The sequence below is a fragment of the Shewanella sp. SW32 genome, from assembly GCF_025653365.1.
Classification (GTDB): domain Bacteria; phylum Pseudomonadota; class Gammaproteobacteria; order Enterobacterales; family Shewanellaceae; genus Shewanella; species Shewanella oncorhynchi.
On sequence record NZ_JAKKSJ010000026.1, the window covers coordinates 1 to 25962 of the forward strand.

Sequence of the window (25962 nt, forward strand, 5' to 3'; positions counted from 1 at the left end):
AGTCGTCGCGGGAATTGTTGGGATAACGCACCAATGGAGCGTTTCTTTAGAAGTTTGAAATCTGAGTGGATACCCGCCAATGGTTATGGGAATTTTACAGAAGCAGATAAAGAGATCACAAATTACATCACTGGATATTACAGTGAGACCAGACCCCATCAATATAATGGTGGGTTAACGCCAAATGAGTCAGAACGTTTATATTGGAATGACTCTAAAATCGTGGCCAATTTTACTTGACCACTACAATCACATGCTGCATATAGGCACGGCTTGCCTGCGAGACTTCAATATCGTAGGTAAGAAAACGCATAACCACAGGGGCAAACATCATGTCTGCAATCGACCATTGGCCAAATAACCAAGTACCTTCGGAATTTGATGGAGCAAACTCGGCCATCTGTGCTGACCAAATCGCATCGATGCGCTCAATGTCTTTGCGGACCACATCAGTGAGCTCAACATAGCGCCTCGCGCGTATGTTCATTGGTAGAGCGTTACGCACGGCATTAAAGCCTGAATGCATTTCACTGGCAATCGATCTAGCCTTGGCTTTTTGTTTAGGATCTTGCGGCCATGCGCTACCTGCAAGATAGGTGTCGTTGAGGTATTCACAAATTGATAGTGAATCCCATACCCTAATGTCACCATCGACTAATGTCGGTACTTTTAACGTCGGCGAAATGGCTTTGAGTTGCTGATAGAAGCTGTCGGTATCGAGTTGCAGTAATACTTCGTTGAACTGCACGCCAGATTTTGCGGCCATTAACCAAGCTCGCAGTGACCAGCTAGAGTAATTTTTATTGCCGATATAAAGATCCATTGTTTGTCCTTGAGTGAAATGCAGTGTTTCTGCAAAGCTACTATATGGACTCATTTCACCTATGACTAATAAATATTTTACCCTTTCTACATCCGCTAATACGCGTCATTTCTCTTGAGCTTACGAGTCACTTTTATTGAATTTAAACGACCCATAGCATTGAGATAATTTAACCATATCTTAATTACTTTGTTCGATGGATTCTGTCGAGATAAAGGCTAATTGGCGAGATAAATGGATGTGGCAGCGAGTGATTTACCCCGTAAGTGCACTGATTTTTATGCTATCGGCGGTGGCAAACGCCGATGAGGCAAATAAGTTATTGAATATGTGTAAGGCCTGTCATGGCGAGTCCGGTGTGAGTCGTTTTGAGCATATTCCTAATATCGGATGGCAAAACTCGGATTACCTGTTGAAGCAGCTTCGAGCCTTTAAGACGGGAAATCGCCAAGATCCCACTATGACTAAAGTCGCCCAATTGTTGAGCGAGGCTGATATGCAGCAGATGGCGGATTACTTTTACCTCGGAAAGGACAAATAACATGGATCTTAATCGTCGGTTTTTTATTAAAGGTGCGGTAGCGACGTCTGTGTTATCTGCCTTACCCGTTAAGTGGGTATTTGCCAATCAGCTTCCCGCAGAGGTTATTCCTCTGGATATATCAGCATTAACTTGGGCTAAGGCTGAGGACTTGCCGAATTATTTCAAAGTGTTAAACACTCATCCACTGAATGCGTTTCCGCCGGAGCATAAGCTCGCTCCTGCTGTGACGCCTGCCGATGCCTCGTTTATCCGTTGGAATGGCATAGTGCCTGACTTTAAGGCGTTAGATGCTAAAACTTGGACTTTTCAAGTGGATGGTGAGTCTGTTATCACCCCAAAAACCTACACAATTGATGAACTTAAGCGTCGCTTTAAGCATTACACATTGCAGTTGCTGATTGAATGTGGCGGTAATAGTCGCTCTGGCTTTTTTCCTAGTACTAAAGGCAATCAGTGGAATAATGCCGGCGTATTTTGCTCCGAGTGGACAGGTGTCTTAGTGAGTGATGTGCTTAAGGATTGCGGTATTAAAGCTGATGCTGTTTACACAGGCCATCACGGTGTTGATCGGCATTTGAGCGGCAAAGGTGAGGCTATTTCACGCGGCGTACCAATAAAGGCGGCGCTCGAAGAGCTTGGGCTTATTGCATGGTCGATGAACGGTGAGGACATTCCTTATCTACATGGATATCCCTTACGTATTGTGTTTGGTGGACGGCCAGGATCCGTTTCGCAAAAAGCGGCGACGGGGATCAGTGTGCGTAATAAAGTCCATGATGGGCATAAAATGGAAGCGCCAGCGTATCAACTCCCTAAATATCCCATAGCGCCAGGTGAGTCTGTTGATGATAAAGACTATAAAATCATTGAAGAAATGATAGTGAAGTCATTGATCACTCACCCCCAATCTGGAACCGAATTAGCTGTGGGTCAAAAGATGACTATCGCAGGCCATGCTTGGGCGGGATTGCGGGAAGTGGTTAAGGTGGAAGTCAGTTACGATTATGGCACCCGTTGGTTTGCCGCTGAATTAGAAAAACCTAAAAACATAACAGCATGGCAGCAATGGAAGATTGAATTGCAATTACCGTCGCAGGGCTATTATGAAATCTGGGCCAAAGCGACCGATAGTGAAGGTGATAGTCAGCCTGTCGTACAACCGCAATGGAATCCTAAGGGATATATGTTTAACGGCTGCCACCGTATTGCCGTTAGGGTGGTGTGATGAAGTCACATATCAATAAACTGATATTGCTTGGGTTAGTGGCATCCAGTATTTCGCTAGCCGCTGAGTATCCAGTGGACCCTAAATCGGGTTTGATCATGGCTCCTGGCTGGGAGTTAGTGAATTATCAATGTAATGCCTGCCATACCAGTATGATAGTCGTGCAAAACCACGGCGATAAAGCCTTTTGGAAAGAGACTTTGCAGTGGATGGTAGATACTCAGGGTTTATGGGACTTGTCGGATACTTGGGAGCCGACCTTGAGTTATCTAAGCACTCATTATGGGCAGGCTGAAATGGATATGACGATCTTCAGACGTCTACCTTTAGAACCGAGCCTGCAGCCTGCGCTAGTTAACCCTTTCCCTAAGGAGCCAAAATGAAAGCGATTATCATAAGTTTGATTGCGCTATGTGGCTTATCATCAGAGGTTAATGGGGAGGTTTATCAAGCAGATATAGAGCGAGGTCAGGCATTGGCTACGGCACAGTGTGAGTCATGCCATGGCAATGCGGTGATCGCTATGGCCAAGCAATTCCCAAACTTAAAGGGACAAAAATTAGCTTATCTTAATAAACAGCTCGTCGATTTTAAAACTGGTTTACGACTCGATCCTTTGATGCAATCACAAGTCAGCGCGTTAAGCTCTGAGCAATTACAAGATGTGGCGCTGTTTTATAGCCAGCAAGTTACACCGAACCTAAGTGCGAATTAGCGCGAGTATAGTGCGTTATTTGAATAAAACCGATATAGGGTGTAGTTGGGAATACGGGGTGATATTTTGTAGATTTGATTATGCAGTGGTTCGTTAACCTAGGCTACGTTGTAGTCGATAGAAGTAGTCATGCCATTCCGCTTGCGCCGTTGCGGCTTGTTCATCGTCAACCAATTCGAATTTAACTGTCTGCCCTGGGCGAGTTTGCGCGAGTTTCCACAGATCGGCTTCAATAATCACGGCGATTTGAGGATGATTGCTGGTGGTCTTAGCATCGGCAAGTAACACTAAAGGCTGCCCCGAAGCTGACACTTGAATGACTCCTGGCTTGACTGTATGTGATTGAATGGGAAATGGTTTTGCTAAGGTCAATATTTCCCCGTTGAGTATTGCACTTGCACGATTGCTTTCTGCCGAAAGTTGCCACTGTGTTTGCCAGAATATTTGCTGAGATTTCAACGAGAAGGCTTGGGTGTGCTTTGTTGCGAGTGCGCGAATATGCCCATTCCAACTTTTTTGAATTGCGCCAACTTGCCTTCTTAGTGGATGTGCGGAACCTAAGGTCAGGTTATCGCCAGCTTCTAATGCGCGACCATGAAATCCACCGATACCTGAGGTTAAATCAGTTGCAGCAGAATCCATCACTAACGGCACTCTAACGCCGCCATCAATCGCAACATAGGCACGCATGCCTTTATTTCCCCCTCTAAGACTGAGTTTTTGTCCTGCCTTAATGGAGTAGCGCCAGCCGCAAACTATGGGTTTATTGTCTATGCGGGCATCGAAATCGGCACCCGTTAAGGCAATCCAAGCATCACGTTTAAACAAAAAAATCGATTGGCCGAAGGTCAATTCCAGTACGGGTGTATTGTCTGGATTTGAGAGTAGGCGGTTTGCTAAACACAGTGCAGGTCTATCTAAGGCACCAGCTTGGGTTACGCCTAAATGTCGATATCCCATGCGTCCGATATCTTGAACTGTGGTTAGTGCACCCGCTTTTATTACCTCGATCATCAAATTTTCCGTTGTTAGCTCGCGAGTAGATTATTAATCACTTAAAGGGAGACAAAATACGTATCCCTTTATGAATGGTAGGCATATTGTCAGTTAAATGATGCTGGAATGTAAGTTTTTTGAGGTTTCAACTTGTAACCAAGATTGTCTTTGTAAAAGCAGTAATGGTGGGATAGAAGAAGTCCGAAATGAATTGAATATGTTACACTTAAGCTAAGTATTAGCCTGTCTACAATGCCTTAATACATGGCTTGAGCTGATCAAAATGGATTTATGATGGGCAATATTTAACTGACTTTTTAACAATTATTTATAATGACAGGTTGATGCTTCTTGATTAAATCACTTTTTAATAAACTCTTTAATATTCGCGATACGGCGACCGTTGAGAGACCCAAAAGTTTTTCAACGACGGACTTAGGTAAGTCGCTTGAACCTGCGCGAAAGCCTGCTAAACCTCTCGAAGACATTAGCGTGGTATCTGTCGATTTATCTGCACTCTTTTATAGTTTGTTATTTCCGACACGGGTTAAGGACACTGGCGGTGTAGCGAATAATCTTGAACGTCGGGTAATGGCTGAGATAGAGCAAGCCTTGGCATCGCCACAAGTCATCGCCGAAAAAGTGTTAAAGCTGCCGTCAAAGGTATTGGAGTTAGATCGTAAATTGGCCGACCCACAATTTGATATTAAGGATCTATTAGCGCTTATCGAGCGAGATCCTTTATTGAGTATTGAGGTGCTTAAGCTGTGTAATTCTCCCGCGTTTAAACGTAGCGATAGGGATATCACCAGTTTACAGCAGGCTTTGGTACAGCTTGGCCGCGAACAGTTGAGAAAATTTGTCACCACTTGTTTAGTGCGTGAAATGTTGGATATCAAACCAATCTATTTCCGTCGTTTTGGGGCAGAAATTTGGCGCCATTCGATGCAGGTTGCTTTTCTCGCCAGTGAGTTAAGCGATGAAGATCAAGATACGGCTTTTTTATTGGGCCTATTACACGATGTCGGCAAGTTGGCCATTTTTAAAATGCTCCTCGATGCATTTGTACAGGCAGAGCCGGGAGAACAGCCTAATTCTGGATTATTTAGACAAGTGATGACGACGAAATCGTTAACCTTGAGTTCATTGCTTGCTAAGCATTGGCAGTTACCCAATACCTTTGAAACAGAATTAGACAAGCTTGCCAGTGTGAACTCGCGCCCGCAAGCGGGGCTCGCCGCAGTGGTATGGCGGGCGAATGTGATTAGCGAGATTTCTATGCTGCATCAAGCAGGGCAATTGTCTCCTGAAATACTGACGAATTTACTGCAGCAAGTTAACTTAGATCAAACTCAATTTGATGGCTTACATCAAAAACTGCTGCAGTTCTGATTGGGCAATTTAATACGTTTGGTATGAGAAATCAGGACAATAAAAAACGCGCTATTGAGCGCGTTTTTTATAAAGCGATAATTTAAAAAACGTTAGTATCGTTATTGCAGTAGTGATATATCCGCTACGTGCAGGAACTGCTCGCGTAGATTATTCAACAATGCTAAACGATTGTTTTTCAAGGCTTCATCATCCGCCATAACCATTACATCTTCGAAGAACTGATCCACGCTTTCACGCAGGCCAGCTAACAAAGTTAAGGCCTGTTGGTAATCAGCATTGGCAAACAAAGGTGCCAACTGTGGTTGTAGTTCGTTCAATTTGGCCGCCAATGCTTGCTCTGCCGCTTCGGTCAACAAACTTGCATTGATCGTTGTCGGTAAAGCGCCTTCAACCTTAGCCAGAATGTTAGATACACGTTTATTCGCTGCTGCAAGTGCGCCAGAAGCTTCTAAGCTTCTAAAGTGTGATACCGCATTGATACGACTATCAAAATCAGCTGGGCGTGTTGGGCGACGTGCTAGCACTGCTAAGATCACATCAACACCAATACCTTTATCTTGATACCAAGCGCGGAAGCGTGCCATTAAGAACTCTAACACTTCGTCGCTTGCATTGGCGTTGCTTAAGTTAGTACCGTGGAGCTCCTGAGCTTTAGCTATCAGTGTTACTAAGTCCAGTGGCAGTTTATTCTCAACGATAATACGCAGCACACCGATGGCGGCACGGCGTAGGGCAAAGGGATCGGCAGCGCCTTTGGGTGCTTGGCCAATACCAAAGATACCGACTAAAGTATCGAGCTTATCTGCTAATGCGACTGCGCAAGATACGCCAGCACTAGGCACTGTATCGCCAGAGAACTTAGGCTTGTATTGCTCTTCCATTGCAACCGCAACCGCTTCGGTTTCACCATCAAGGCGGGCGTAGTGCATGCCCATAGTGCCTTGAGTGTCGGTAAACTCCATCACCATATTGGTCATCAAATCGGTTTTAGATAACAAACCTGCACGGGCTGCATCAACCGTATTTGCGCCAGTTTGCTCGGCAATAAAGGCGGCTAGGGCAGAAATACGATTCACTTTGTCTTTTAAGGTGCCGAGCTGTTGTTGGAACAGGACGGTTTCTAGGCTAGGTAAACGCGATTCCAGCGTGTGTTTTTTATCGGTATTAAAAAAGAACTCGGCGTCGGCAAGACGTGGGCGAACGACTTTCTCGTTACCTGAGATAATTTGCGCGGGATCTTTAGATTCGATATTGGCCACAAAGATAAAGTTTGGCAGTAACTTGCCTGCATCATCAAAGACTGGGAAGTATTTTTGGTCGCCTTTCATGGTATAGACCAAAGCTTCAGACGGTACACTTAAGAATTTTTCTTCGAAGCTAGCGGTCAATACCACAGGCCATTCAACCAAAGAGGTGACCTCTTCAAGCAGGCTATCTTCGATATCGGCTGTGCCACCAATCTTAGCGGCGGCTTTTTCGGCATCGGCTTTGATTAATGCTTTACGGCTTTCGTAATCGGCGATGACTTTGCCTTTTTCTTTTAGGTCGGCAAGGTAGTGATCAGCGTGTGCTAATTCAAACTGCTTGAGCCCCATAAAGCGGTGACCGCGAACAGTGCGTGCCGATTTGATACCCAGCAATTCACCTTCAATCAACTCACTGCCTAGCAACATAGTCGCGGTGTGAACAGGGCGAATAAATTGGGTTTTATTATTGCCCCAACGCATTGGCTTAGGAATGGGCAATTTATCGAGTGCACGTTGAGCCATGGCAGCGATCAAACTTTTGGTTTCGACGCCTTCAACTTTGGCGTTATGGACTAACCATTCGCCTTTATCTGTAACTAAACGTTCGGCTTGTTCAACAGTAATACCATTACCACGTGCCCAACCTTCGGCGGCTTTAGTCGGTTTGCCTTCTGCATCGAATGCTGAACTCACTGCTGGGCCGCGTTTTTCAACGACTTTGTCAGCTTGTGCAAGGGCAAGTTCAGTGACGTTAATTGCCAGACGACGTGGCGCTGCGTACCAAACGGCTGAGCTGAACGCTAAATCGGCTTTGGTGAGTTCTTCAGTAAAGTTAGCTAAAAAGGATTCAGCCAGTTTACGCAGTGACTTAGGTGGTAATTCTTCCGTGCCTAACTCTATGAGTAAGTTTTCAAAATTCATGTTTTTACCTCTACTTACACATTGGGAAGCCAAGCGCTTCGCGTGCCTGATAATAAGATTCAGCGACCGCTTTCGCCATAGTACGAACGCGTAAGATGTAGCGTTGGCGCTCGGTAACTGAAATGGCATGGCGGGCATCGAGCAGGTTGAAGGCGTGTGAGGCTTTCATCACTTGCTCGTAGGCGGGCAGAGGTAAAGGTTTTTCGAGCGACAATAAATGCTGACACATTTTTTCGCACTGATCGAACAGGGTGAACATAAAGTCCACATCGGCGTGCTCGAAGTTATAGGTCGATTGCTCGACTTCGTTTTGATGGAACACATCGCCATAGGTGATTCGGCCCAGTGGACCATCGGTCCATACGAGATCATAAACGCTATCAACGCCTTGGATATACATGGCCAGACGCTCTAGGCCATAGGTGATTTCACCTGTGACTGGGCTGCATTCGATACCGCCGACCTGTTGGAAGTAAGTAAACTGAGTCACTTCCATACCGTTAAGCCAGACTTCCCAGCCTAAGCCCCAAGCACCTAATGTTGGTGATTCCCAGTTATCTTCTACAAAGCGGATATCGTGGATTTGAGTATCAATACCCAGTGCTTGCAGTGAGCCTAAATATAGCTCTTGAATATTGTCAGGTGAAGGCTTCAACACGACTTGGAACTGGTAGTAGTGCTGCAGACGGTTAGGGTTTTCACCGTAACGACCGTCCGTAGGGCGGCGCGATGGCTGCACATAGGCACTGCTCATAGGTTCTGGCCCTAAAGAACGTAGGAAAGTTTGTGGGTGGAATGTACCAGCGCCGACTTCCATATCTAGAGGTTGAACGATTGCACAGCCTTGCTGTGCCCAATATTCCTGCAGGGTGAGAATGAAACCCTGAAATGTTTTTACGTCGTGTTTTGTCGTCATGTCTACTTGTCTACTGCCGTCAGCCTGAATAGAAAATGGGTTCGATTATACCTTGTAGATATCTGCTTATGTAGGTTATTTTTTACCTTCTTAATTAAAACGATAAGGTTATATGTCATGGAAGAGATCCGCTGTGGCTGGGTAAGTGATGATCCCTTGTATCGTGAGTATCACGACAACGTGTGGGGGCGACCTGTTTATGATCCAAAGGAGCTGTTTGCTAAGTTGTGTTTAGATGGTCAACAGGCCGGATTATCTTGGATAACTATCCTGAAGAAGCAACAAAACTATGAACAGGCCTTTGCTAATTTTGAACCTGAGATTATTGCGACTTTCGATGAGGCGAAAGTAGAGGAGCTCATGTTGAATTCCGGTATAGTGCGCAATCGCTTGAAGGTGAACTCTATCATCAAGAATGCTAAAGGTTATTTAGCCTATACTGCCGACGGGAAGGATTTCTCTGCATTTTTATGGAGCTTTGTGGGCGGAAAACCCATAGCTAATCAGATTACGGCAATGTCGCAGGTTCCTGCACAAACACCAGAATCTGAAGCCATGTCAAAAGCGTTGAAGAAACTCGGATTCAATTTTGTCGGCCCAACCATTTGTTATGCCTTTATGCAGGCGGTGGGTATGGTGAACGATCACCTTGTCGAGTGTATTTCCTATCAGGCCTGTGTCGATTCTTGTGCCGGACTGCATAACCACGAGTAACATTAATCGTAGAGCTTGCCTATGTTGAAGTAGGGGTTGGGACTTGTCGTGGTATTAGAAGCCTAGCGATAAAAAAGCATGTTCCACGTGGAACATGCTTTTTGTTATTCGCAGGAGTTAGTCATCCCTCTTATAAAGTCTAAATGGCCTTATAGAAAAGCGACAATTTCATTTTGCCTTGAGGTCGAACTTAGATTTTCTCAAAGAAAAACGGCTTACGCTGTGCTTTATCCCCATTAAGTTCATTCATAGTATCTGCATCAAATAACTTACCATTGACCATAGTATGAGTGACTCTGTCGGTGACTCGAATGTCGGCTAATGGATCACCATCAATAACGATCAAGTCTGCGAGCTTACCTTCTTTGATAGAACCGAGTTGCTGCTCCATGCCAAAGGTCGTTGCTGGATTAATGGTGGCCGTTTTCAACACTTCCATATTGCTCATGCCGCCTTGGGCAAACATCCACATTTCCCAATGTGCCGCTAAACCTTCACGCTGACCGTGGGCGCCAATATTTGGGTGAACCCCTAACTTATTGAGCTCGTTAGCAACCTTAGCAACATTGAAATGATTGTAGTGGCTCTCTGGAGCATGGGGGCGTCGCATTGATCTTGCTTGCAAAATATCGGCTGGCACATACATGGATAGGCGTGGATGGGCCCACACATCGGTTTTATCATACCAGTAGTTTTCACCAGAAATACCACCATAGGCGACCACTAAGGTTGGCGTGTAACCAACTTGAGTCTGGCTCCAAAACTGTTTGATATCGTTATAGATTGAACCAACGGGGAGGGAGTGCTCAATCGTAGTATGTCCATCGGCGACCATGCTTAAATTATGTTGCAGCAAGCTGCCACCTTCAGGCACGACCATCATTTCGAGTTCACGTGCGGCTGCGATAACTTGCTGCCTCTGATTGCGGCGCGGTTGGTTATAGCTTTTTACGCTAAACGCCCCGACTTTTTTCAGGCGTTCAAGATGAAATTTGGCATCATCCAGTGAGTCTATGTGCGATGTGTAGCCAGGCGCATTGGCACCATAAAGTATGGTGCCGGTGGAGAATATTCGTGGGCCAACAATATTGCCTGCTTTTTGTTGCTCAGATGCGGCAAAGATTTCTGTGGTGTCATTCGAGGGATCGTGAATCGTGGTGACACCCAAGGATAAGCCTGAATACAGCGCCCAGTTCTGTTGTGGCACGATTTCATCATCCGCTTGCGGTCCATGGGCGTGGGCATCGAATAGTCCTGGCATAATGGATTTGCCTTTGATGTCGATGATCTGCGCATCCTTAGGAATCGCAACATTGGCATCGCCTACGGCGACAATATGATTGTCTTTTACTATGACCACACCATTATAAATCACTTGGTCATTTTCCATCGTAATCACTTTGCCACCGACGAAGGCGATTGTTCCACGTGGAACATCGGCCTTTTCGGTAAAGCCTAAATCGATAATGCTTGGTTGTGCCTTTTCATCTTTTTTGTCGCGATATTGAGTGTCAACCTTGGCTTGGTACAACTCGGGGCCAAGAGTCCAATATAGTTGGTCGCTTTTACTGTTCCAACTGATACTTTCACCCGCACGGGCACTCAATTGGCTTACGGGTAGATTGCTGGCATTGGGGCCAATCTCAACTGTCTCGCCGTGTTTAGCAAAAGGTGTTACCCAAACTTTAAAGCGTTCAGCAAAGGCGAGTTGCTCACCATCGGGTGAAACCCTAAATTCAGTTACATGTTTGCTGCTGTAATGAACCCGCTTATCGAAGCCGTCTAAGTTGATCGATGATAATTGCGGCGTTTCATCTTCGCTGCTATTCATAAAAAAGACGCGATCGGCATTGGCACCGAATTGAGCTTGATAGCCATCGGTACTGATCTTGCTATTTTGTTTACCTTTAATATCGACTTTATATAGCCCGGGCTCCTGCGACCAAGTTTTTGGTGTGAGGTTACCGCCTTGAGTTTTACGATACACTACGAGTTCACCATTGGGTGAAAAGGTGGGTTCGACATACTTTCCTGGCTCAGATGTTAGTTGCTTAGGTTTGCCACCTTTTGCGCTAATCACTTGTACTGTGCCTTGGTCTTGGTCATTCCAAGTGGTAAAAACAATATTTTTACCATCGCGCGACCATTGGGGATAAAGTTCTGTAATATTTTTGTCTAGATCAGTCAAGCGTGACATTCTGCCATCGTGTAAGGATTTTAACCAAATTTTCCCCAGTGCTTCGAAGGCGACTTTGCTACCATCCGGTGAGACTTGCGCCATACGTAGCATTTTGACATCGAAAACATCTTTATCGATATCTTGCTTAAAGTGCACTGAGGGTTGTACTGCTAACTCAGTTTTTACACTAAAGGGGATATCTGTGAGTGTTTTATTGGCAACATTCAGACGATTAATTTTTCCCTTAGCCCAGAAGAAAATATCCTTGTTATCTTGTGTCCATGCCATTGTTGGATAGACGCCATGAATGGCCCAAGTCTCCTGCATATCACGGTCAAGTTCGCCAAACAGCTTAGTTGTTTCTCCCGACTTAAGGTCGAGTAGGTAGAGTGATGACTGGAAATCATCGCGCTTAATATAGGCGAGCTTAGTGCCGTCTGGGCTCGGCGTTGGCCGAATCGCGCCACCCGTGCCTTCGATTAATACTTCAATCTCACCAGTTTGAGTATCGTAGCGTTTGATTTTGTAGATACCGTTGACCGAATCCTTTGAGTAATGGAAGGTTTTACCCGGTGTGTCATCCTGACTAAAGTAGATATAGCGACCATCGGGAGAATACGCGGGTTCACCTAAATCTTTCTCATCATTAGGACGTTCGGTTAGTTTGACGCCTTCACCACCCGCAACGTGGTATAGCCACACTTCGCCCGCACCCAAACTACGGCTGGCGGTAAAATGCTTACGGGCAACCAAATACTGGGAGTCTGGGCTCCAAGCTGGACTGTTTAGTAGCCTGAAGGTTTCTTGGGTGACTGTTCTTGGGTTTTTGCCATCGGCATCCATAATCCAAATGTTATCACCACCATCACCATCGGACGTAAAAGCAATGTGCTTGCCATCGGGGCTATAGACGGGCTGCATCTGCCAAGCTATGCCTTGGGCTAATGGCTTAGCTTCACCGCCTGTTACTGGAATTTGGTAGATGTCACCGAGTAAGTCGAAGACGATATGCTTACCATCTGGACTGACGCTCAAGTTCATCCAAGTGCCTTCATTAACATCAACTTTGACTTGCACTAAGGGAGCATTCGTTGGAGCGTTAACATTCCAAGTCGATTCTTTCGTTTCTGTGGCGCTAACTGCGAGAGTATTCATCCCAAGAGTGAGGGCAATATAAAGCGGGGTAAGTTTAGAGTTCAACATGTCACTTCCTGTTATCGTTCTTATGTGGGCTACATGATCGGTATTAATCACAAGATAAAGTTTTGTTAATACTTGGTGTAGTTATCGCATAAATAGATAGGAAGGAAAACGTAAATACTGTTTCAATTGATGTTCGAGCTAGAAAGCTGATATTTATATTAGGATTGGGACAACAGAAATAGAACCAAGTTATTTGGTTCTATTTATAGAGGAGTATGGAGAACTAGCTGAGATAGGCTGATTGGATTAGCTAGGAAAGAAAATTGCTATCTCATCACCTAGGTGGATCATGGCATCATTTAATACCCTGCATGTTACACCTCCTCGCCAATCTGGGGTGAGTGCGGCTTCTAAACCAACATGTGCAATTTCCATTTTTTTACAAGGATCGGTCTCACCTGTAATTTCAAGTAGTAACTCACCAATTTGTAAATGTTTACCAACATCTGCACTGCTAAATACTAGACCATCAACGAGCAGATTTGCTCTGCGAGTCGTCCAAGGCAATTCTGCCTCGATAGCACGACAGGCTTGTTGCCATTGTAGTTTGGAAAGCACAGTGACTTGGCGTTTGCCAGGACGACCAAATACATCTTTCTCTACACCATTTAACTGGGTGACATTGGCACAGAGAACCTCATTCATTGGGCCGCGCTTTACAGTTTTATAGGCAATTGCCAGCAGTTTTGGCATAGTTCCTCACATCCTTTTTTAATGATTAAGTCGCTAAAACGATACGACTTAAAGTCCTTTTTTGATCAAATATTGGTATGGCGTCTGAGCCGTTTCGCTGGCGATAAGGGTGTGATCCATAAACTCACAGAAGCTTGGAATATCGCGTGTCGTTGCAGGGTCATCGGCAATGATCAGCAGTGTCTCGCCTGCAGCCATTTGTCTTACCGTTTTACGCACCATCATTACAGGTTCTGGGCAACGTAAGCCTATTGCATCGAGCCTATGCTGTGCGGTTGAGAAAGCGTCGTTCATATTACCTCTACTGAACGGTTAAGCAGAATTAGCTAATGTTACTCCAGCCCCCATGATAAACCAAGTTGGTGGTCTCAATTTGTGATGTGGTTTGATTGGTGTGCTTTTTGTCGTTACCAAAGCTAGAGATAAAATGTTCCACGTGGAACAAACTTATGGCTTATGATAATTAACATTACTCAACGGCTTTATCAGCAGCGCTTTGAGATTGAGAGATTGGATGGATAACAGCTGTACTATTCTCTGGTGCTAAATCATTTGCAGCTACCATAGTTTGTTGCTGCAATTTGGACGCCCGTTTGTAGCTATACATTTTTTGATCGGCTTTATGAATTAAGCTATTGGCTTCTTCATATTCATAGGGGCCAGTATCTGTAATGCCAAAACTTAAGGAAATATTGTTTAGACTGAGTTTTATTTTTTGATTAAACCGAGTGATGAAATTCTCTCGAGCTTGTTCCTCACGACAATTAGGCATGATGATACAGAACTCATCTCCACCATATCGAAAACAATGATCTTCAGCACGAGTGGTTTCTTTAATCGCTTTTGCGACAGCACAAAGTACTTCATCACCTGATCTATGGCCTTGAGTGTCATTAAATAATTTAAAATCATCTACATCTAAGTAGATGACACACACTGGCTCGGCGCGTCTTTGGGCAGCTCTGAGTATGCGAGTTGCGGTTTCTTGTAAGTGTCTTACGTTGAGCAAACCTGTTAAGGGATCGGTTTGCGAGAGTTCTTCTAACTGCTGGGTCCGCTCTTTGACTTTGCTTTCCATGCTTTGGGCATATTTCTCAGCCTTATCTTTAGCGTTCTCAATCTCGGAGACTAAGCTGCGAATATAAGTATCGAATACTAGTGTGACATCAAACAGCACGAGTTTATCAATTGCGGCTCGAATACGTTCGGCTTGACGTACATCTTGTACTGAGCCGTTGATCACTGCATAGATCAACTCCTTGAGTGTGTGCACCGCAGACAGGTAAAGTTTGGGCTCAACACCAATGCGTTTATGGACTAACCCAATCCGCAGGCGATTGTTTACGTACTCAAGATCATAAACACCATTAAATAAATCAAGCACATATCTTCTCTGTGCGGTACGTAGGCGGGCAAGGGTGTCTGAGTCTCCAATCAAGAGCGCAATTTCTGACACACTGGTTTGTAAGCCGTAAAAGTCGTCGACGATTTTATCTATGTTTTCTTCAATGATGGGCTTAAAGGATTGCAGGGCCTTTACGTCCGCCCCTGTAAAAGAGAAGAGCGCCTTACGAGACTCGATCTCCAGCTCAGTGATCCGCATTTGTTCGAAAAGGGTCTGTTCCGTTTGTAGCATCTGGCATTCCTCTGGTAAAACAACGAATTGCATCCTTGCACTACACTGCCTAGATTTGGCTGATGATTGCTGCCACTTGTCGTCCACAATAGCCAGTAATGCCCTTGTAGTTAAGTCGATAACGGACTGATTTTCAAATGAACAGCAGAAGAAATGAGAAATATTAATATTTACGATGGCAGAATATTTGGCATAAAAAAGCCGGAACAAGTTCCGGCTTTGATTATTTGAGTAACGAATTAAACGCGTTCGAACACGGTTGCGATACCTTGGCCTAAACCAATACACATGGTCGCTAAACCTAAGGTCGCGTCTTTGTCTTCCATCAAGTTGATCAGCGTCGTAGAGATACGCGCACCTGAACAACCCAGTGGGTGACCTAGTGCAATCGCGCCGCCGTTGAGGTTGATTTTGTCGTCAACCACATCCGCTAAACCTAAATCTTTCACACAAGGTAAAGACTGAGCTGCAAACGCTTCGTTCAGTTCAATCACATCTAAATCGGCAACTGTGATACCGGCACGAGCCAGCGCTTTTTGCGTGGCAGGAACAGGGCCGTAACCCATGATAGCCGCGTCACAACCCGCAACCGCCATAGAGCGAATACGTGCACGAATTGGTAAGCCAAGTGCGCGCGCTTTAGATTCTTCCATGATCAGCATGGCTGAAGCGCCATCAGACAGTGCAGAAGAAGTACCTGCAGTCACAGTGCCGTTGACTGGATCAAATACCGGACGCAGTGCTGCTAGAGATTCCATTGTGGTTTCTGGGCGGATCACTTCGTCTTGCAGGACTTTAATTAAGGCACCGTTAGCATCGTGACCTTCAATGCCATAGATTTCCTTGGCAAAACGGCCTTCAACTGTGGCTGCATAAGCGCGTTGATGAGAACGTACCGCAAAAGCATCTTGCTGCTCACGGGTAATACCGTGCAGTTTACCTAGCATTTCAGCAGTTAACCCCATCATGCCAGAGGCTTTTGCCACGTTATTAGCAAGACCAGGGTGGAAGTCGACACCATGGCTCATAGGCACATGGCCCATGTGTTCTACGCCACCAATAATAAAGGTGTCGCCCATGCCAGTCATAATCGCACGCGCCGCTTGATGGATAGCATCCATTGACGAACCACATAGGCGGTTAACCGTCACAGCGCCAGCTGTCTTTGGAATGCCGGCTAATAGTGAAGCATTACGGGCAATGTTGAAGCCTTGCTCTAGGGTTTGTTGCACACAACCCCAAATCACGTCTTCAATCAGGTTTGGGTCGAGTTGCGGATTACGCAGCAACAGACCTTTCATCAATTCGGCAGACAGAGTTTCTGCACGTACATTACGAAATACGCCAGCCTTTGAGCGGCCCATCGGAGTACGAATGCAGTCTACGATAACAGCTTGTTTCATGATTAAATTCCTTTCCCGCTAATTAGGCTTGGTAGTAGCTACCGTTATTGGCTGCTAATGTACGCATTGCATCTGTGACTTGATACAGACCGCCCAAGTGAGCATATTTGTCTGCTAAGGCTACAAAGTTTGCGACACCCATGGTATCCAAATAACGGAACACGCCGCCTCTGAACGGCGGGAAACCTAAGCCATAAACTAGGCCCATATCCGCTTCGGCTGGTGATGCGACAATACCTTCTTCTAAACAGCGCACGGTTTCGATGATCATAGGGATCATAGTACGGGCAATAATGTCATCGGCTTCAAAGACTTTTAATTCGCCAAAAGCAGCTTTCAATAGGCTGTAGCTCGTAGGATCGACATCTTTCTTCGGTTTACCACGGCTATCGACTGAATAGACATAGAAACCTTTGCCATTTTTCTGGCCAAGACGTTTGTTCTCAAACATCACATCAATCGCATCAGTGCCTGATTTACCCATTCGATCAGGGAAACCTTCAGCCATAACGGCTTGGGCGTGATGACCTGTGTCTAAACCCACTACGTCGAGCAGGTAAGCAGGGCCCATTGGCCAACCGAATTGTTTTTCCATTACTTTGTCGATTGCAGCAAAGTCGCCACCTTCGGCAAGTAAGCCGTTAAAGCCTGCAAAGTAAGGGAAGAGTACGCGGTTAACGAAGAAGCCTGGGCAATCGTTTACCACGATTGGGGTTTTGCCCATTTTGCTGGCGTAAGCCACAACAGAGGCGATGGTTTCTTCAGAGCTGTGCTCACCACGGATAACTTCGACCAACGGCATTTTGTGCACTGGGTTGAAGAAATGCATACCGCAGAAACGCTCAGGTTTCTTCATGCTCTTAGCGAGCAAGTTGATTGAAATCGTTGAGGTGTTTGACGCGATAATCGCATCTTCACTCACATAACCTTCAACTTCGGCTAAAACCTGTGCTTTAATTTTTGGATGTTCAACAACGGCTTCAACGACGACATCACTGTGTTTGAGCGCAGCATAATCTAATGAAGGCGTGATGTTGTTCAGCACTTTGGCCATTTTTTCTGGCGTTGAACGACCACGAGCAACTTGGGCAGACAGCAGTTTGGCGGCTTCATTGAGGCCTAAATCTAATGCTGGCTGGGCAATGTCTTTCATGACAATCGGTGTGCCTTTGCTAGCGCTTTGGTAGGCGATACCGCCGCCCATAATGCCAGCACCTAATACAGCAGCGTTTTTCACTTCTTTGGCTAATTTACCCGCTTTTTTCGCTTTGCCTTTAACGAATTGATCATTAAGGAAGATACCGATAAGCGCTTTAGCAACGTCAGTTTTAGCCAGTTTGATAAAGGCTTGATGCTCGATTTGCAGTGCTTCGGTGCGGCCTTTAGTTGATGCTTGCTCAATTACGCTTACTGCGGCCATTGGTGCAGGGTAGTGTTTACCCGCAACCGCAAACACCATGCCTTTGGCTGTGGTGAATGACATCATAGCTTCAAGTTTTGGCAGTGTTAGTGCAGACAGCTTGCGGTTACGACGCGCTTGCCAATCCAACTTTTCAGCAACAGCATCTTTGAGCATTTGAATCGCAGCCGCTTCTAATGCTTCTGGCGCAACCACAGCATCCACAGCACCGACTTTCAGTGCATCTTCAGCGCGTTGGTCGTTACCTGTGGTGATCCATTCAAGTGCGTTATCTGCACCAATCACACGTGGCAGACGAACTGTGCCGCCAAAGCCTGGGATGATGCCGAGTTTAGTTTCAGGTAAACCGATTTTGGCTGTGGTATCTGCGATACGAAAATCCGTTGCCAGAATGGTTTCACAGCCGCCACCTAAGGCAAAGCCTTTGATTGCAGATGCGGTTGGGAAAGGTAAGTCTTCGAGTTTGTTGAATACAGCGTTGGCTTGTTCAACCCAAGAGAGCAGTACGGCGTCATCTTGTGCAAATAGGCCTAAAAATTCGGTAATGTCGGCACCCACAATAAAGGTATCTTTACTGGAGGTCAGCACTAACGCTTTGATATTGGAATTTTGCTTGATGCTGTCTAATGCGGCATCGAGCGAAGCGAGGGTTTCTCTGTCGAATTTGTTCACCGAACCGGGTGCGTTAAAGCACAGCTTGGCAATATTATCCTCGAGTAACTCAACTTGAATTGTAGGACTTTGGTAGATCATTGCTTGCTTCCTTTTGGCTTAAAAGTGATACCCACCATTATGTGTTGGTGCTAGTACGACTCTCTATCTCACAGCAGCTTCGGCCATCATTTGACCAGTTGTGTGCCAGTGTGCTTCGAAATTCGATAAATTACAACACCCAATTTAAACGACTGTTTAATTTCTTGTCGGCTAGAGTGATTTTTCACCTTTGTGATACACTGCACAGAGTGTAGAACACCTAGAATGCGTTAAATCACTTTGCAGATAAATAGGTCTTTGTGGCTGTTTTCCTTAGACGTTTAAACGCTGTAGCCATGCTAGGGTTGAATAGAATTATTAAAAATAATCATGATGTTATCGCTTTAATGTTCTTTATTTAGCAGCCATGTATTTTAGATTGAGTGACAGTTTAACGTTTTGATTGAATCTGTTGTTCATGATCAGATTAAGATTATGTGGGCAAATTTGGCTCATAATATTAACTTTTATTCATTGCAGGAGATGACAAATGGATCAGTTGGCTCATCACTATCGTGCCCATATTGCCGAGTTAAACCGCCGAGTCGCAGAGATTTTGTCTCGAGAAGCCTTGTCTGGTTTAGTGATCCATTCGGGTCAGCCGCATCGGATGTTTTTGGATGATATCAATTATCCCTTTAAAGCAAACCCGCACTTCAAGGCATGGTTGCCTGTGTTGGATAATCCGAATTGCTGGTTAGTCGTCAATGGTCGCGATAAGCCGCAGCTGATTTTTTATCGTCCTGTGGATTTTTGGCACAAAGTATCCGATGTGCCGGATATGTTCTGGACCGAGCATTTTGATATTAAGCTGTTAACTAAGGCCGATAAGGTCGCTGAGCTGTTACCTAAAGACACAGTTAATTGGGCTTATTTGGGTGAGCATTTAGATGTAGCCGAAGTGCTGGGTTTTACCAGTCGCAATCCCGATGCTGTGATGAGCTATTTGCATTACCACAGAACCACTAAAACTGAATATGAGCTGGAATGTATGCGCCGCGCCAACCAAATTGCGGTGCAGGGACATTTGGCGGCTAAAAATGCGTTTTATAACGGTGCGAGTGAGTTCGAGATCCAACAGCATTATTTATCTGCCGTGGGCCAGAGCGAAAATGAAGTGCCCTACGGCAATATTATCGCTCTTAATCAAAATGCGGCGATTTTGCATTACACCGGGCTCGAGCATCAAAGCCCTGCGAAACTTTTGTCTTTTCTTATCGATGCGGGGGCGAGCTACTTTGGTTATGCGTCTGATATCACTAGAACCTATGCATTCGAGAAGAATCGTTTCGATGAGTTGATCGCTGCGATGAATAAGACGCAGCTTGAGCTTATCGACATGATGCGTCCCGGCGTGCGTTATCCTGATTTACACTTAGCGACTCACGCTAAAGTCGCGCAAATGCTATTGGATTTTGATTTAGCCATGGGGGATGCCCAAGGTTTGGTTGATCAAGGCATAACCAGTGCTTTCTTCCCCCATGGTTTAGGCCACATGTTAGGTTTACAAGTGCATGATGTGGGTGGCTTCTCCCACGATGAGCGCGGTACACATATCGCGGCCCCCGAGGCCCATCCATTCCTACGTTGCACCCGCATTTTAGCGCCAAACCAAGTGCTGACTATGGAACCTGGGCTATACATCATAGATACTTTGCTCAATGAGCTTAAACAAGATAGTCGTGGCCAGCAGATCAACTGGCAAACCGTTGATGAGTTAAGGCCTTTTGGCGGTATTCGTATCGAAGATAACGTCATAGTGCATCAAGATAGAAACGAGAACATGACCCGTGAGCTCGGCTTAGCCGATTGATGTTTGAAAATAGATTAGGGCGAATTCGTGCTCGAAAGTTATAACGTTCCCTGTGATGAAATCGTCATTGAAGAAGAGATAAAGCATAGTCGCTTTATCTCTTTTCTCTTTCATTGCGATAGTGTCGATAAATTAAAGTTAGTACTTACTGACATAAAGCGTGACTATCCCGGTGCAAGTCACTATTGCTCAGCTTTTGTTGCTGGCGCACCGGATGATAGCGTCTTAATTGGTTCGAGTGATGACGGTGAGCCCGCGGGTAGTGCAGGTCGCCCTATGTTAGCTGTGTTGCAAGGGGCACATATTGGCGAAGTTGGCGCCGTTGTCGTGCGTTATTATGGCGGTACTAAGCTAGGCGTAGGTGGACTCGTTCGGGCTTATACGTCGGGCTTAAGGCAAGGCTTGATTCAATTACCGACGCAACTCAAACAGTTACGGTATCCCGCCAAGTTGCATTGTGATTATGCGCAGCTGCGCGATGTCGAGCATCTATTACAGCAAGTGGATGCCGTGATCATCGATAAGCAATTTGCCGCAGCGGTCGATATTGTGTTTGAGATAGGGCGAGAGCAACAGGCATGGCTTTGTGAGTCACTGGCGACACTGAGTCAAGGAAGTTTGAGGCCCGAGTTTGAGCTGTGATGCCTGCGTAAATTATGCCAAAATAGCCCAAATGCTGAAAATACCTTTACAGCCAATGGAATAATTGAACTCGCGTAATGCAATATAAAACCATAATTAGAATCATAGGCCTGCTGATTGGTTTATTTTCAATCACTATGCTGCCACCAGCACTGATCGCTGTTTGGTATAACGATGGCGGCGGCACGGCGTTTATGCAGGCATTTTTTGTTAGCCTATTTATTGGTTTTTGGCTCTGGTATCCGAACCGCCACTGCAAAGAAGAATTGCGTACTCGAGAGGGCTTCCTGATTGTCGTGCTGTTCTGGACTGTACTGGGTTCTATTGGTGCCTTGCCGTTTATTTTTTCGAGTCAGCCAGACTTAAGCTGGACAGACAGCTTCTTTGAATCTTTTTCTGCGTTAACCACCACCGGAGCCACTGTCATTGTCGGGCTCGATTTCCTACCTAAGGCCATTTTGTTTTACCGCCATATGCTGCAATGGCTTGGCGGCATGGGGATTATTGTGCTCGCAGTGGCTATTTTACCTGTGCTCGGTGTGGGAGGAATGCAGCTTTATCGCGCAGAAATTCCGGGGCCAGTGAAAGACAGTAAGATGACCCCGCGGATAGCCGAAACCGCTAAAGCACTGTGGTATATCTATTTACTGCTAACGATTTCCTGCGCGACGGCTTATTGGTGGGCGGGCATGAGTATTTTTGACGCCATTTGTCATTCATTTTCGACCATAGCCATCGGAGGTTTTTCGACCCATGATGCCAGTATGGGCTATTTCGATAGTCCTACTATTAATCTTATTTGTGTGTTCTTTTTAATTGTTTCTGCGGTTAACTTTAGCGTGCATTTTGCGGCATTCTCACGACGTGGGATTAACGTTAGAGTCTATTTTAAAGATGCTGAATTTAAGATGCTGGTGGCGATTCAACTTATTCTCACAGCGATTTGTTTCTTCACGCTTTATCGTTCTGGTATTTATGATTCGCCAGAAGAAACCTTAGATCATGCTTTATTTCAGGCTGTCTCAGTTGCCACTACGGCTGGATTTGGCACTGATAGCTTCCATCTGTGGCCATTATTTTTACCCATACTATTAATGTTTTCGAGTTTTATCGGTGGCTGTGGTGGCTCAACTGCGGGTGGGATTAAGGTCATTCGAGTAATTTTACTGCTGTTACAGGGTTCCCGTGAATTGAAACGACTCGTTCACCCTAAGGCAATGTTTTCGATTAGGATTGGCTCTAAAGCCTTACCCGACCGCGTGGTTGATGCTGTTTGGGGATTCTTTTCTGCCTATGCGCTGGTGTTTGTGATTTGTATGCTTGCACTCATGGCGATGGGATTAGATGATATTACGGCTTTTAGTGCCACGGCGGCATGCTTAAACAACTTAGGCCCAGGTTTAGGTGAGGTAGCGAGCAATTATGCCAGTATTGGTGATGGAGCCAAGTGGGTATTGGTCGTGGCTATGCTGTTTGGTCGCCTCGAAGTATTTACCTTACTGATTTTGTTTACGCCAACTTTTTGGAAGAATTAATCATGCAGACGTTAATAATCTATTCGACGATAGATGGCCAAACATTGGCAATTTGCCAAAAAATGAAGACGATTGCTGAACAGGCGGGAGAGCAGGTTTCGCTCGTCACATTAGAGCAGGCGGAAGCGTTGAGCTTAGTGGATTTTGATAAAGTGCTGATTGGTGCCAGTATTCGTTATGGTAAGCATAGACCAGAGCTTTATCAGTATGTGAATCGCCACCATGCAGTGCTAGATACTAAGATTAATGGTTTTTTTACCGTTAACGTAGTGGCACGCAAACCCTTAAAAAATACGCCTGAAACCAATCCTTATATGCAAAAGTTTCTCAAGCTTTCACTGTGGCAACCCCAGCTGTTAGAAGTGTTTGCGGGCAAGATTGATTACCCTAAATACGCTTTCTTCGACCGGACCATGATACGTTTTATCATGTGGTTGACTAAAGGGCCAACGGATATCACTGGCACTTTTGAGTTTACCGATTGGGCAAAAGTCGATGCCTTCGGTCACCGTTTTAGCCAACATTAAAAACCATTAAGCCCTAATCACTTGCAAGAGGTTAGGGCTTAAATTTAGGCTAATTTTGCAGTGTTAGGCTGCGCAGTAGCGGCTATGCAGAATCGAAATCACTTGGGTGACTTGCTCGTTCTTGAGTTTATAGTAAACAATCTGCGAGCTCTTACGGGTATCCACGAGATCTTCTGCGCGTAATACGGCTAAATGCTGGGATAGGGCCGACTGGCTTAATGGCACTGTGGCGTTGAGCTCGGTTACGCTCAACTCTTTGTCTAGTAATAGACATAAAATCATTAGGCGATAAGGGTTCGCTATGGCCTTGAGCCATTTAGCCGCACTTTCCGCATTAGTTACCATTGCATCTACATCTACATCTATATCATTTTGCATAAGGTCACTCACTTTATCGCTTTTGATTAGATAATTCTAATTGAACACATGTGTTTACGCAATCATACTGCTCGGCAATGCAGATCTCAATTTTTGCATCTCAGAATATGAGATACGACTGATTTGTGATCCTATCAGAGGTTTATTTAACGTAACCTTGCCACAATGGTGGTATTACTCAGTGGATCGGAAATTGCCTATGACACGCGTCCTCGTACTTTATTTTACCCGTGGTGGCCATACGGCCAAGATTGCCAGTGCAATTGCCGAGCAATTAAGATTTCGTGACGCGAAGGTTGACCTCATCGATATCAACAGTGCTGCCGCGACTTGTATTAATTGGCCTGATTATGATGCCGTTGCCTTAGGCGCCTGCGTGCTCTATGGCACCTATGATAAGAGCGTGTTTCAATTTATTGAGCAGCATGCACAGGCTCTGGGCGCATTGCCAAACAGTTTTTTCTGCGTCAATGTTGTGGCGAGAAATCCTGAAAAACGTATCCCTGCAAATAATAAATATCTGCAAAAGTTCATTGCGTTATCGCCATGGACGCCTGCTGATCTTAAAATTATTGCTGGCAAAGTGGATTATCCTTCATGGCCTTGGTACGACAGATTGGCGATCCAGTTGATTATGAAGATGACTAAAGGTCCAACTGATCCTAAGTCAGTTATCGATTATACCGACTGGGCAGATGTGAAAGTTTATGCCGATCATCTGCTTGAATTAGTCGACGTTACCGCTATTTAGGACGGGTCAGGCTTAATAAAAAAGGCGCTTAACAAGTTAAGCGGCTTTTTAGTATTCAATCTCTACTGAATTAGTACTTCCAGAAACTCGGGTGGAACAATACCGCCACGGTTAAGATTTCTAAACGACCGAGGAGCATGCCGAGTGACAACGCCCATTTAGCGACATCGGGTAGCGTTGAGAAGTTACCTACAGGGCCAATAATCGGGCCTAAACCAGGGCCAACGTTAGTGACTGCCGTAATCGCTCCCGTGAAACTGGTCATAGGATCGAGACCCGTGAGCACTAAAATCACTGACAAGCCTACAATAACCATCACAAACAGCAGTACGAAAGTGATCAGAGAGCGCACGATATCATCACTGATGATGCGGTTGTTGTAACGTTCCCTAAAGATACCGTTTGGATGACATTGCTGTTTCAATTGCTCGCGCATAATGGCCCCAGCAATTTGAAAACGGAAGATCTTAATCCCACCCGAAGTGGAGCCAGAGCAACTACCGACAAACATTAAAAACAGGAAGGCGATATTGGCAAAGGCACCCCAAGCACCGTAGTCCGTTAAGCCATAACCTGTAGTGGTGACAACCGACACCACGTTAAAGCTGGATAAACGCAGTGCATCTAGAAGCTCAATGTCACGGGTTTGCCACAGCCAGAAGCCAATAGAACAAGATACAAATGTGAGGAAAAATAAGAAGCCTTTGACCTGAGCATCGTTCCAAATCCGTAGATCCCTTTGCTGTATGGTTTGTACAAACATGAGCAGTGGCAAGCCACCTGCTGCCATAAAGAAAATCCCAACCCAGTGTGCAGAGTTGGAGAACGCCGCCATTGAGCTATCTGAGGTCGAGTAGCCACCAGTCGAGAGGGTGGTCATTGCATGATTGATGGCCTGAAACCAAGTCATTCCCGCCAGATAATAGGCAACACAGCAGATACTCGTTAGTAAAATATATATAAAGAATAAATACTTAGCCATGCTTTGGGTGCGAGGCACTGCTTTATCGCTCCAATCGGATGATTCAGTGCGGAATAGCCGCATCCCGCCAACGTTTAAGAAGGGCAGAATCGCCACCGCCATTACGATAAAACCAATCCCACCTAGCCATTGCAATAAAGAGCGCCAGATTAAGATACTGTGATCCATAGTATCCAACCCTGAGAGTACAGTAGAACCTGTGGTCGTGATGCCGGACATGGTTTCAAAGAAGGCGTCGGTATAACCAATACCGTGATAAAGGGTAAATGGCATGGCCGCGAATAGGCTTACGATCAACCACGTTAGGCTGGTTAGCAGGAACATATCGCGGATATTGAGGTTAATGCTTTTGCTCTGGCCATTGTGTAAACACAGGCTTGAGCTAATGCCTGTGACTAATGCTGACACCATAAAAGAGCCCACGGTTTCCTCACCTTTGTATGCGGCGAGGAGCAGTGGGATCAGCATGAAAGCTGTCAGCATGGACAAAAACAGTCCTAAAATAAACAATAGCGGTCTAAAGTTCAGCATAAGTTGGCTTACTAAGGTTC

The 25962-nt window shown here is 45.5% G+C and carries 23 protein-coding genes and 1 pseudogene; 12 read left to right on the top strand and 12 right to left on the bottom strand.

From position 1 onward, the window contains the following. On the top strand, positions 1 to 240 hold a 240-nt coding region (locus tag L5M28_RS15740), incomplete at its 5' end, for an integrase core domain-containing protein (RefSeq protein WP_263148716.1). A 7-nt stretch (positions 241 to 247) separates the two neighbouring features. Here L5M28_RS15740 and L5M28_RS15745 read toward each other — a convergent pair. After that, a pseudogene (locus L5M28_RS15745) lies at positions 248 to 823 on the bottom strand (glutathione S-transferase family protein); the annotation flags it as partial. Positions 824 to 1061: 238 nt separating this feature from the next. Here L5M28_RS15745 and L5M28_RS15750 point away from each other — a divergent pair. Genes L5M28_RS15750 through L5M28_RS15765 form a run of 4 tightly spaced genes read left to right on the top strand, consistent with a single transcriptional unit; the run spans position 1062 to position 3307 of the window. Further along, positions 1062 to 1364 (top strand): c-type cytochrome, encoded by a 303-nt coding sequence (locus L5M28_RS15750; RefSeq protein ID WP_263220934.1) that lies wholly within the window; start codon positions 1062 to 1064, stop codon positions 1362 to 1364. A gap of 1 nt (position 1365) precedes the next feature. Continuing rightward, positions 1366 to 2592: a sulfite oxidase gene (locus L5M28_RS15755; RefSeq protein ID WP_263203834.1), complete on the top strand. Its 1227-nt coding sequence runs from the start codon at positions 1366 to 1368 to the stop codon at positions 2590 to 2592. After that, entirely contained in the window at positions 2592 to 2975 is a 384-nt protein-coding gene (locus L5M28_RS15760) for a cytochrome C (protein WP_263203835.1), read from the top strand. Before L5M28_RS15755 ends, L5M28_RS15760 begins: the two co-directional genes overlap by 1 nt. Next, positions 2972 to 3307: a c-type cytochrome gene (locus L5M28_RS15765; protein ID WP_113941409.1), complete on the top strand. Its 336-nt coding sequence runs from the start codon at positions 2972 to 2974 to the stop codon at positions 3305 to 3307. Before L5M28_RS15760 ends, L5M28_RS15765 begins: the two co-directional genes overlap by 4 nt. Positions 3308 to 3400: 93 nt before the next feature. On the opposite strand, the gene L5M28_RS15770 is transcribed toward L5M28_RS15765, so the two are convergent. Continuing rightward, positions 3401 to 4321 (bottom strand): biotin-dependent carboxyltransferase family protein, encoded by a 921-nt coding sequence (locus tag L5M28_RS15770; RefSeq protein WP_263203837.1) that lies wholly within the window; start codon positions 4319 to 4321, stop codon positions 3401 to 3403. Between the two features lie 333 nt (positions 4322 to 4654). On the opposite strand from L5M28_RS15770, the gene L5M28_RS15775 reads away from it, so the two are divergent. Continuing rightward, a complete protein-coding gene (locus L5M28_RS15775; RefSeq protein ID WP_263203838.1) occupies positions 4655 to 5695 on the top strand; it encodes an HDOD domain-containing protein in 1041 nt (346 codons plus the stop codon). Between the two features lie 101 nt (positions 5696 to 5796). Here L5M28_RS15775 and glyS read toward each other — a convergent pair whose 3' ends face one another. Together glyS and glyQ are read right to left on the bottom strand one after the other, a co-directional pair. Continuing rightward, positions 5797 to 7866: a glycine--tRNA ligase subunit beta gene (glyS, locus tag L5M28_RS15780; RefSeq protein WP_263203840.1), complete on the bottom strand. Its 2070-nt coding sequence runs from the start codon at positions 7864 to 7866 to the stop codon at positions 5797 to 5799. 10 nt (positions 7867 to 7876) lie between these two features. Beyond that, positions 7877 to 8782 carry a glycine--tRNA ligase subunit alpha gene (gene glyQ / locus L5M28_RS15785; protein WP_219235734.1) on the bottom strand — a complete coding sequence of 302 codons (906 nt, stop codon included), beginning with the start codon at positions 8780 to 8782 and terminating at the stop codon, positions 7877 to 7879. Between the two features lie 117 nt (positions 8783 to 8899). On the opposite strand from glyQ, the gene L5M28_RS15790 reads away from it, so the two are divergent. Continuing rightward, on the top strand, positions 8900 to 9496 hold the full coding sequence (locus tag L5M28_RS15790; RefSeq protein WP_263203843.1) for a DNA-3-methyladenine glycosylase I: 597 nt from the start codon (positions 8900 to 8902) through the stop codon (positions 9494 to 9496). Between the two features lie 190 nt (positions 9497 to 9686). On the opposite strand, the gene L5M28_RS15795 is transcribed toward L5M28_RS15790, so the two are convergent. The 6 genes from L5M28_RS15795 to fadB form a co-directional block, all read right to left on the bottom strand. Further along, entirely contained in the window at positions 9687 to 12878 is a 3192-nt protein-coding gene (locus tag L5M28_RS15795) for an amidohydrolase family protein (protein ID WP_263203844.1), read from the bottom strand. A gap of 246 nt (positions 12879 to 13124) precedes the next feature. Beyond that, the gene (locus tag L5M28_RS15800) at positions 13125 to 13571 is read right to left on the bottom strand and encodes an MOSC domain-containing protein (RefSeq protein ID WP_168827597.1); all 447 of its coding nucleotides are present in this window, start codon (positions 13569 to 13571) and stop codon (positions 13125 to 13127) included. 48 nt (positions 13572 to 13619) lie between these two features. Beyond that, entirely contained in the window at positions 13620 to 13865 is a 246-nt protein-coding gene (gene tusA / locus L5M28_RS15805; RefSeq protein ID WP_168827595.1) for a sulfurtransferase TusA, read from the bottom strand. A gap of 175 nt (positions 13866 to 14040) precedes the next feature. Then, positions 14041 to 15207: a diguanylate cyclase domain-containing protein gene (locus L5M28_RS15810; RefSeq protein WP_263203845.1), complete on the bottom strand. Its 1167-nt coding sequence runs from the start codon at positions 15205 to 15207 to the stop codon at positions 14041 to 14043. 239 nt (positions 15208 to 15446) lie between these two features. Beyond that, entirely contained in the window at positions 15447 to 16610 is a 1164-nt protein-coding gene (gene fadA / locus L5M28_RS15815; RefSeq protein WP_006083808.1) for an acetyl-CoA C-acyltransferase FadA, read from the bottom strand. 22 nt (positions 16611 to 16632) lie between these two features. Next, the gene (fadB, locus tag L5M28_RS15820) at positions 16633 to 18783 is read right to left on the bottom strand and encodes a fatty acid oxidation complex subunit alpha FadB (protein ID WP_263203847.1); all 2151 of its coding nucleotides are present in this window, start codon (positions 18781 to 18783) and stop codon (positions 16633 to 16635) included. A gap of 490 nt (positions 18784 to 19273) precedes the next feature. Between fadB and pepQ the strand changes: the two genes are divergently transcribed. From pepQ to hemG (L5M28_RS15840), 4 genes are all read left to right on the top strand, one after another. Then, the gene (pepQ, locus tag L5M28_RS15825; protein WP_263203849.1) at positions 19274 to 20596 is read left to right on the top strand and encodes a Xaa-Pro dipeptidase; all 1323 of its coding nucleotides are present in this window, start codon (positions 19274 to 19276) and stop codon (positions 20594 to 20596) included. A 27-nt stretch (positions 20597 to 20623) separates the two neighbouring features. After that, complete coding sequence (locus tag L5M28_RS15830) at positions 20624 to 21238, top strand: YigZ family protein (protein ID WP_168827579.1); 615 nt, start codon at positions 20624 to 20626, stop codon at positions 21236 to 21238. 77 nt (positions 21239 to 21315) lie between these two features. Next, on the top strand, positions 21316 to 22773 hold the full coding sequence (locus tag L5M28_RS15835) for a TrkH family potassium uptake protein (RefSeq protein WP_105250821.1): 1458 nt from the start codon (positions 21316 to 21318) through the stop codon (positions 22771 to 22773). Between the two features lie 2 nt (positions 22774 to 22775). Further along, entirely contained in the window at positions 22776 to 23300 is a 525-nt protein-coding gene (gene hemG / locus L5M28_RS15840; protein WP_263203851.1) for a menaquinone-dependent protoporphyrinogen IX dehydrogenase, read from the top strand. A gap of 63 nt (positions 23301 to 23363) precedes the next feature. Here the strand turns inward: hemG (L5M28_RS15840) and L5M28_RS15845 are convergent, their stop codons facing one another. After that, positions 23364 to 23678, bottom strand: coding sequence for an ArsR/SmtB family transcription factor (locus tag L5M28_RS15845; protein ID WP_263203853.1), 315 nt, complete (start codon positions 23676 to 23678; stop codon positions 23364 to 23366). Positions 23679 to 23877: 199 nt separating this feature from the next. Here L5M28_RS15845 and hemG (L5M28_RS15850) point away from each other — a divergent pair, with 199 nt between their 5' ends. Beyond that, on the top strand, positions 23878 to 24429 hold the full coding sequence (hemG, locus tag L5M28_RS15850; protein ID WP_263180057.1) for a menaquinone-dependent protoporphyrinogen IX dehydrogenase: 552 nt from the start codon (positions 23878 to 23880) through the stop codon (positions 24427 to 24429). A 70-nt stretch (positions 24430 to 24499) separates the two neighbouring features. Here the strand turns inward: hemG (L5M28_RS15850) and L5M28_RS15855 are convergent, their stop codons facing one another. Further along, positions 24500 to 25942 (bottom strand): TrkH family potassium uptake protein, encoded by a 1443-nt coding sequence (locus tag L5M28_RS15855; RefSeq protein WP_263203854.1) that lies wholly within the window; start codon positions 25940 to 25942, stop codon positions 24500 to 24502. Positions 25943 to 25962: the final 20 nt, after the last annotated feature.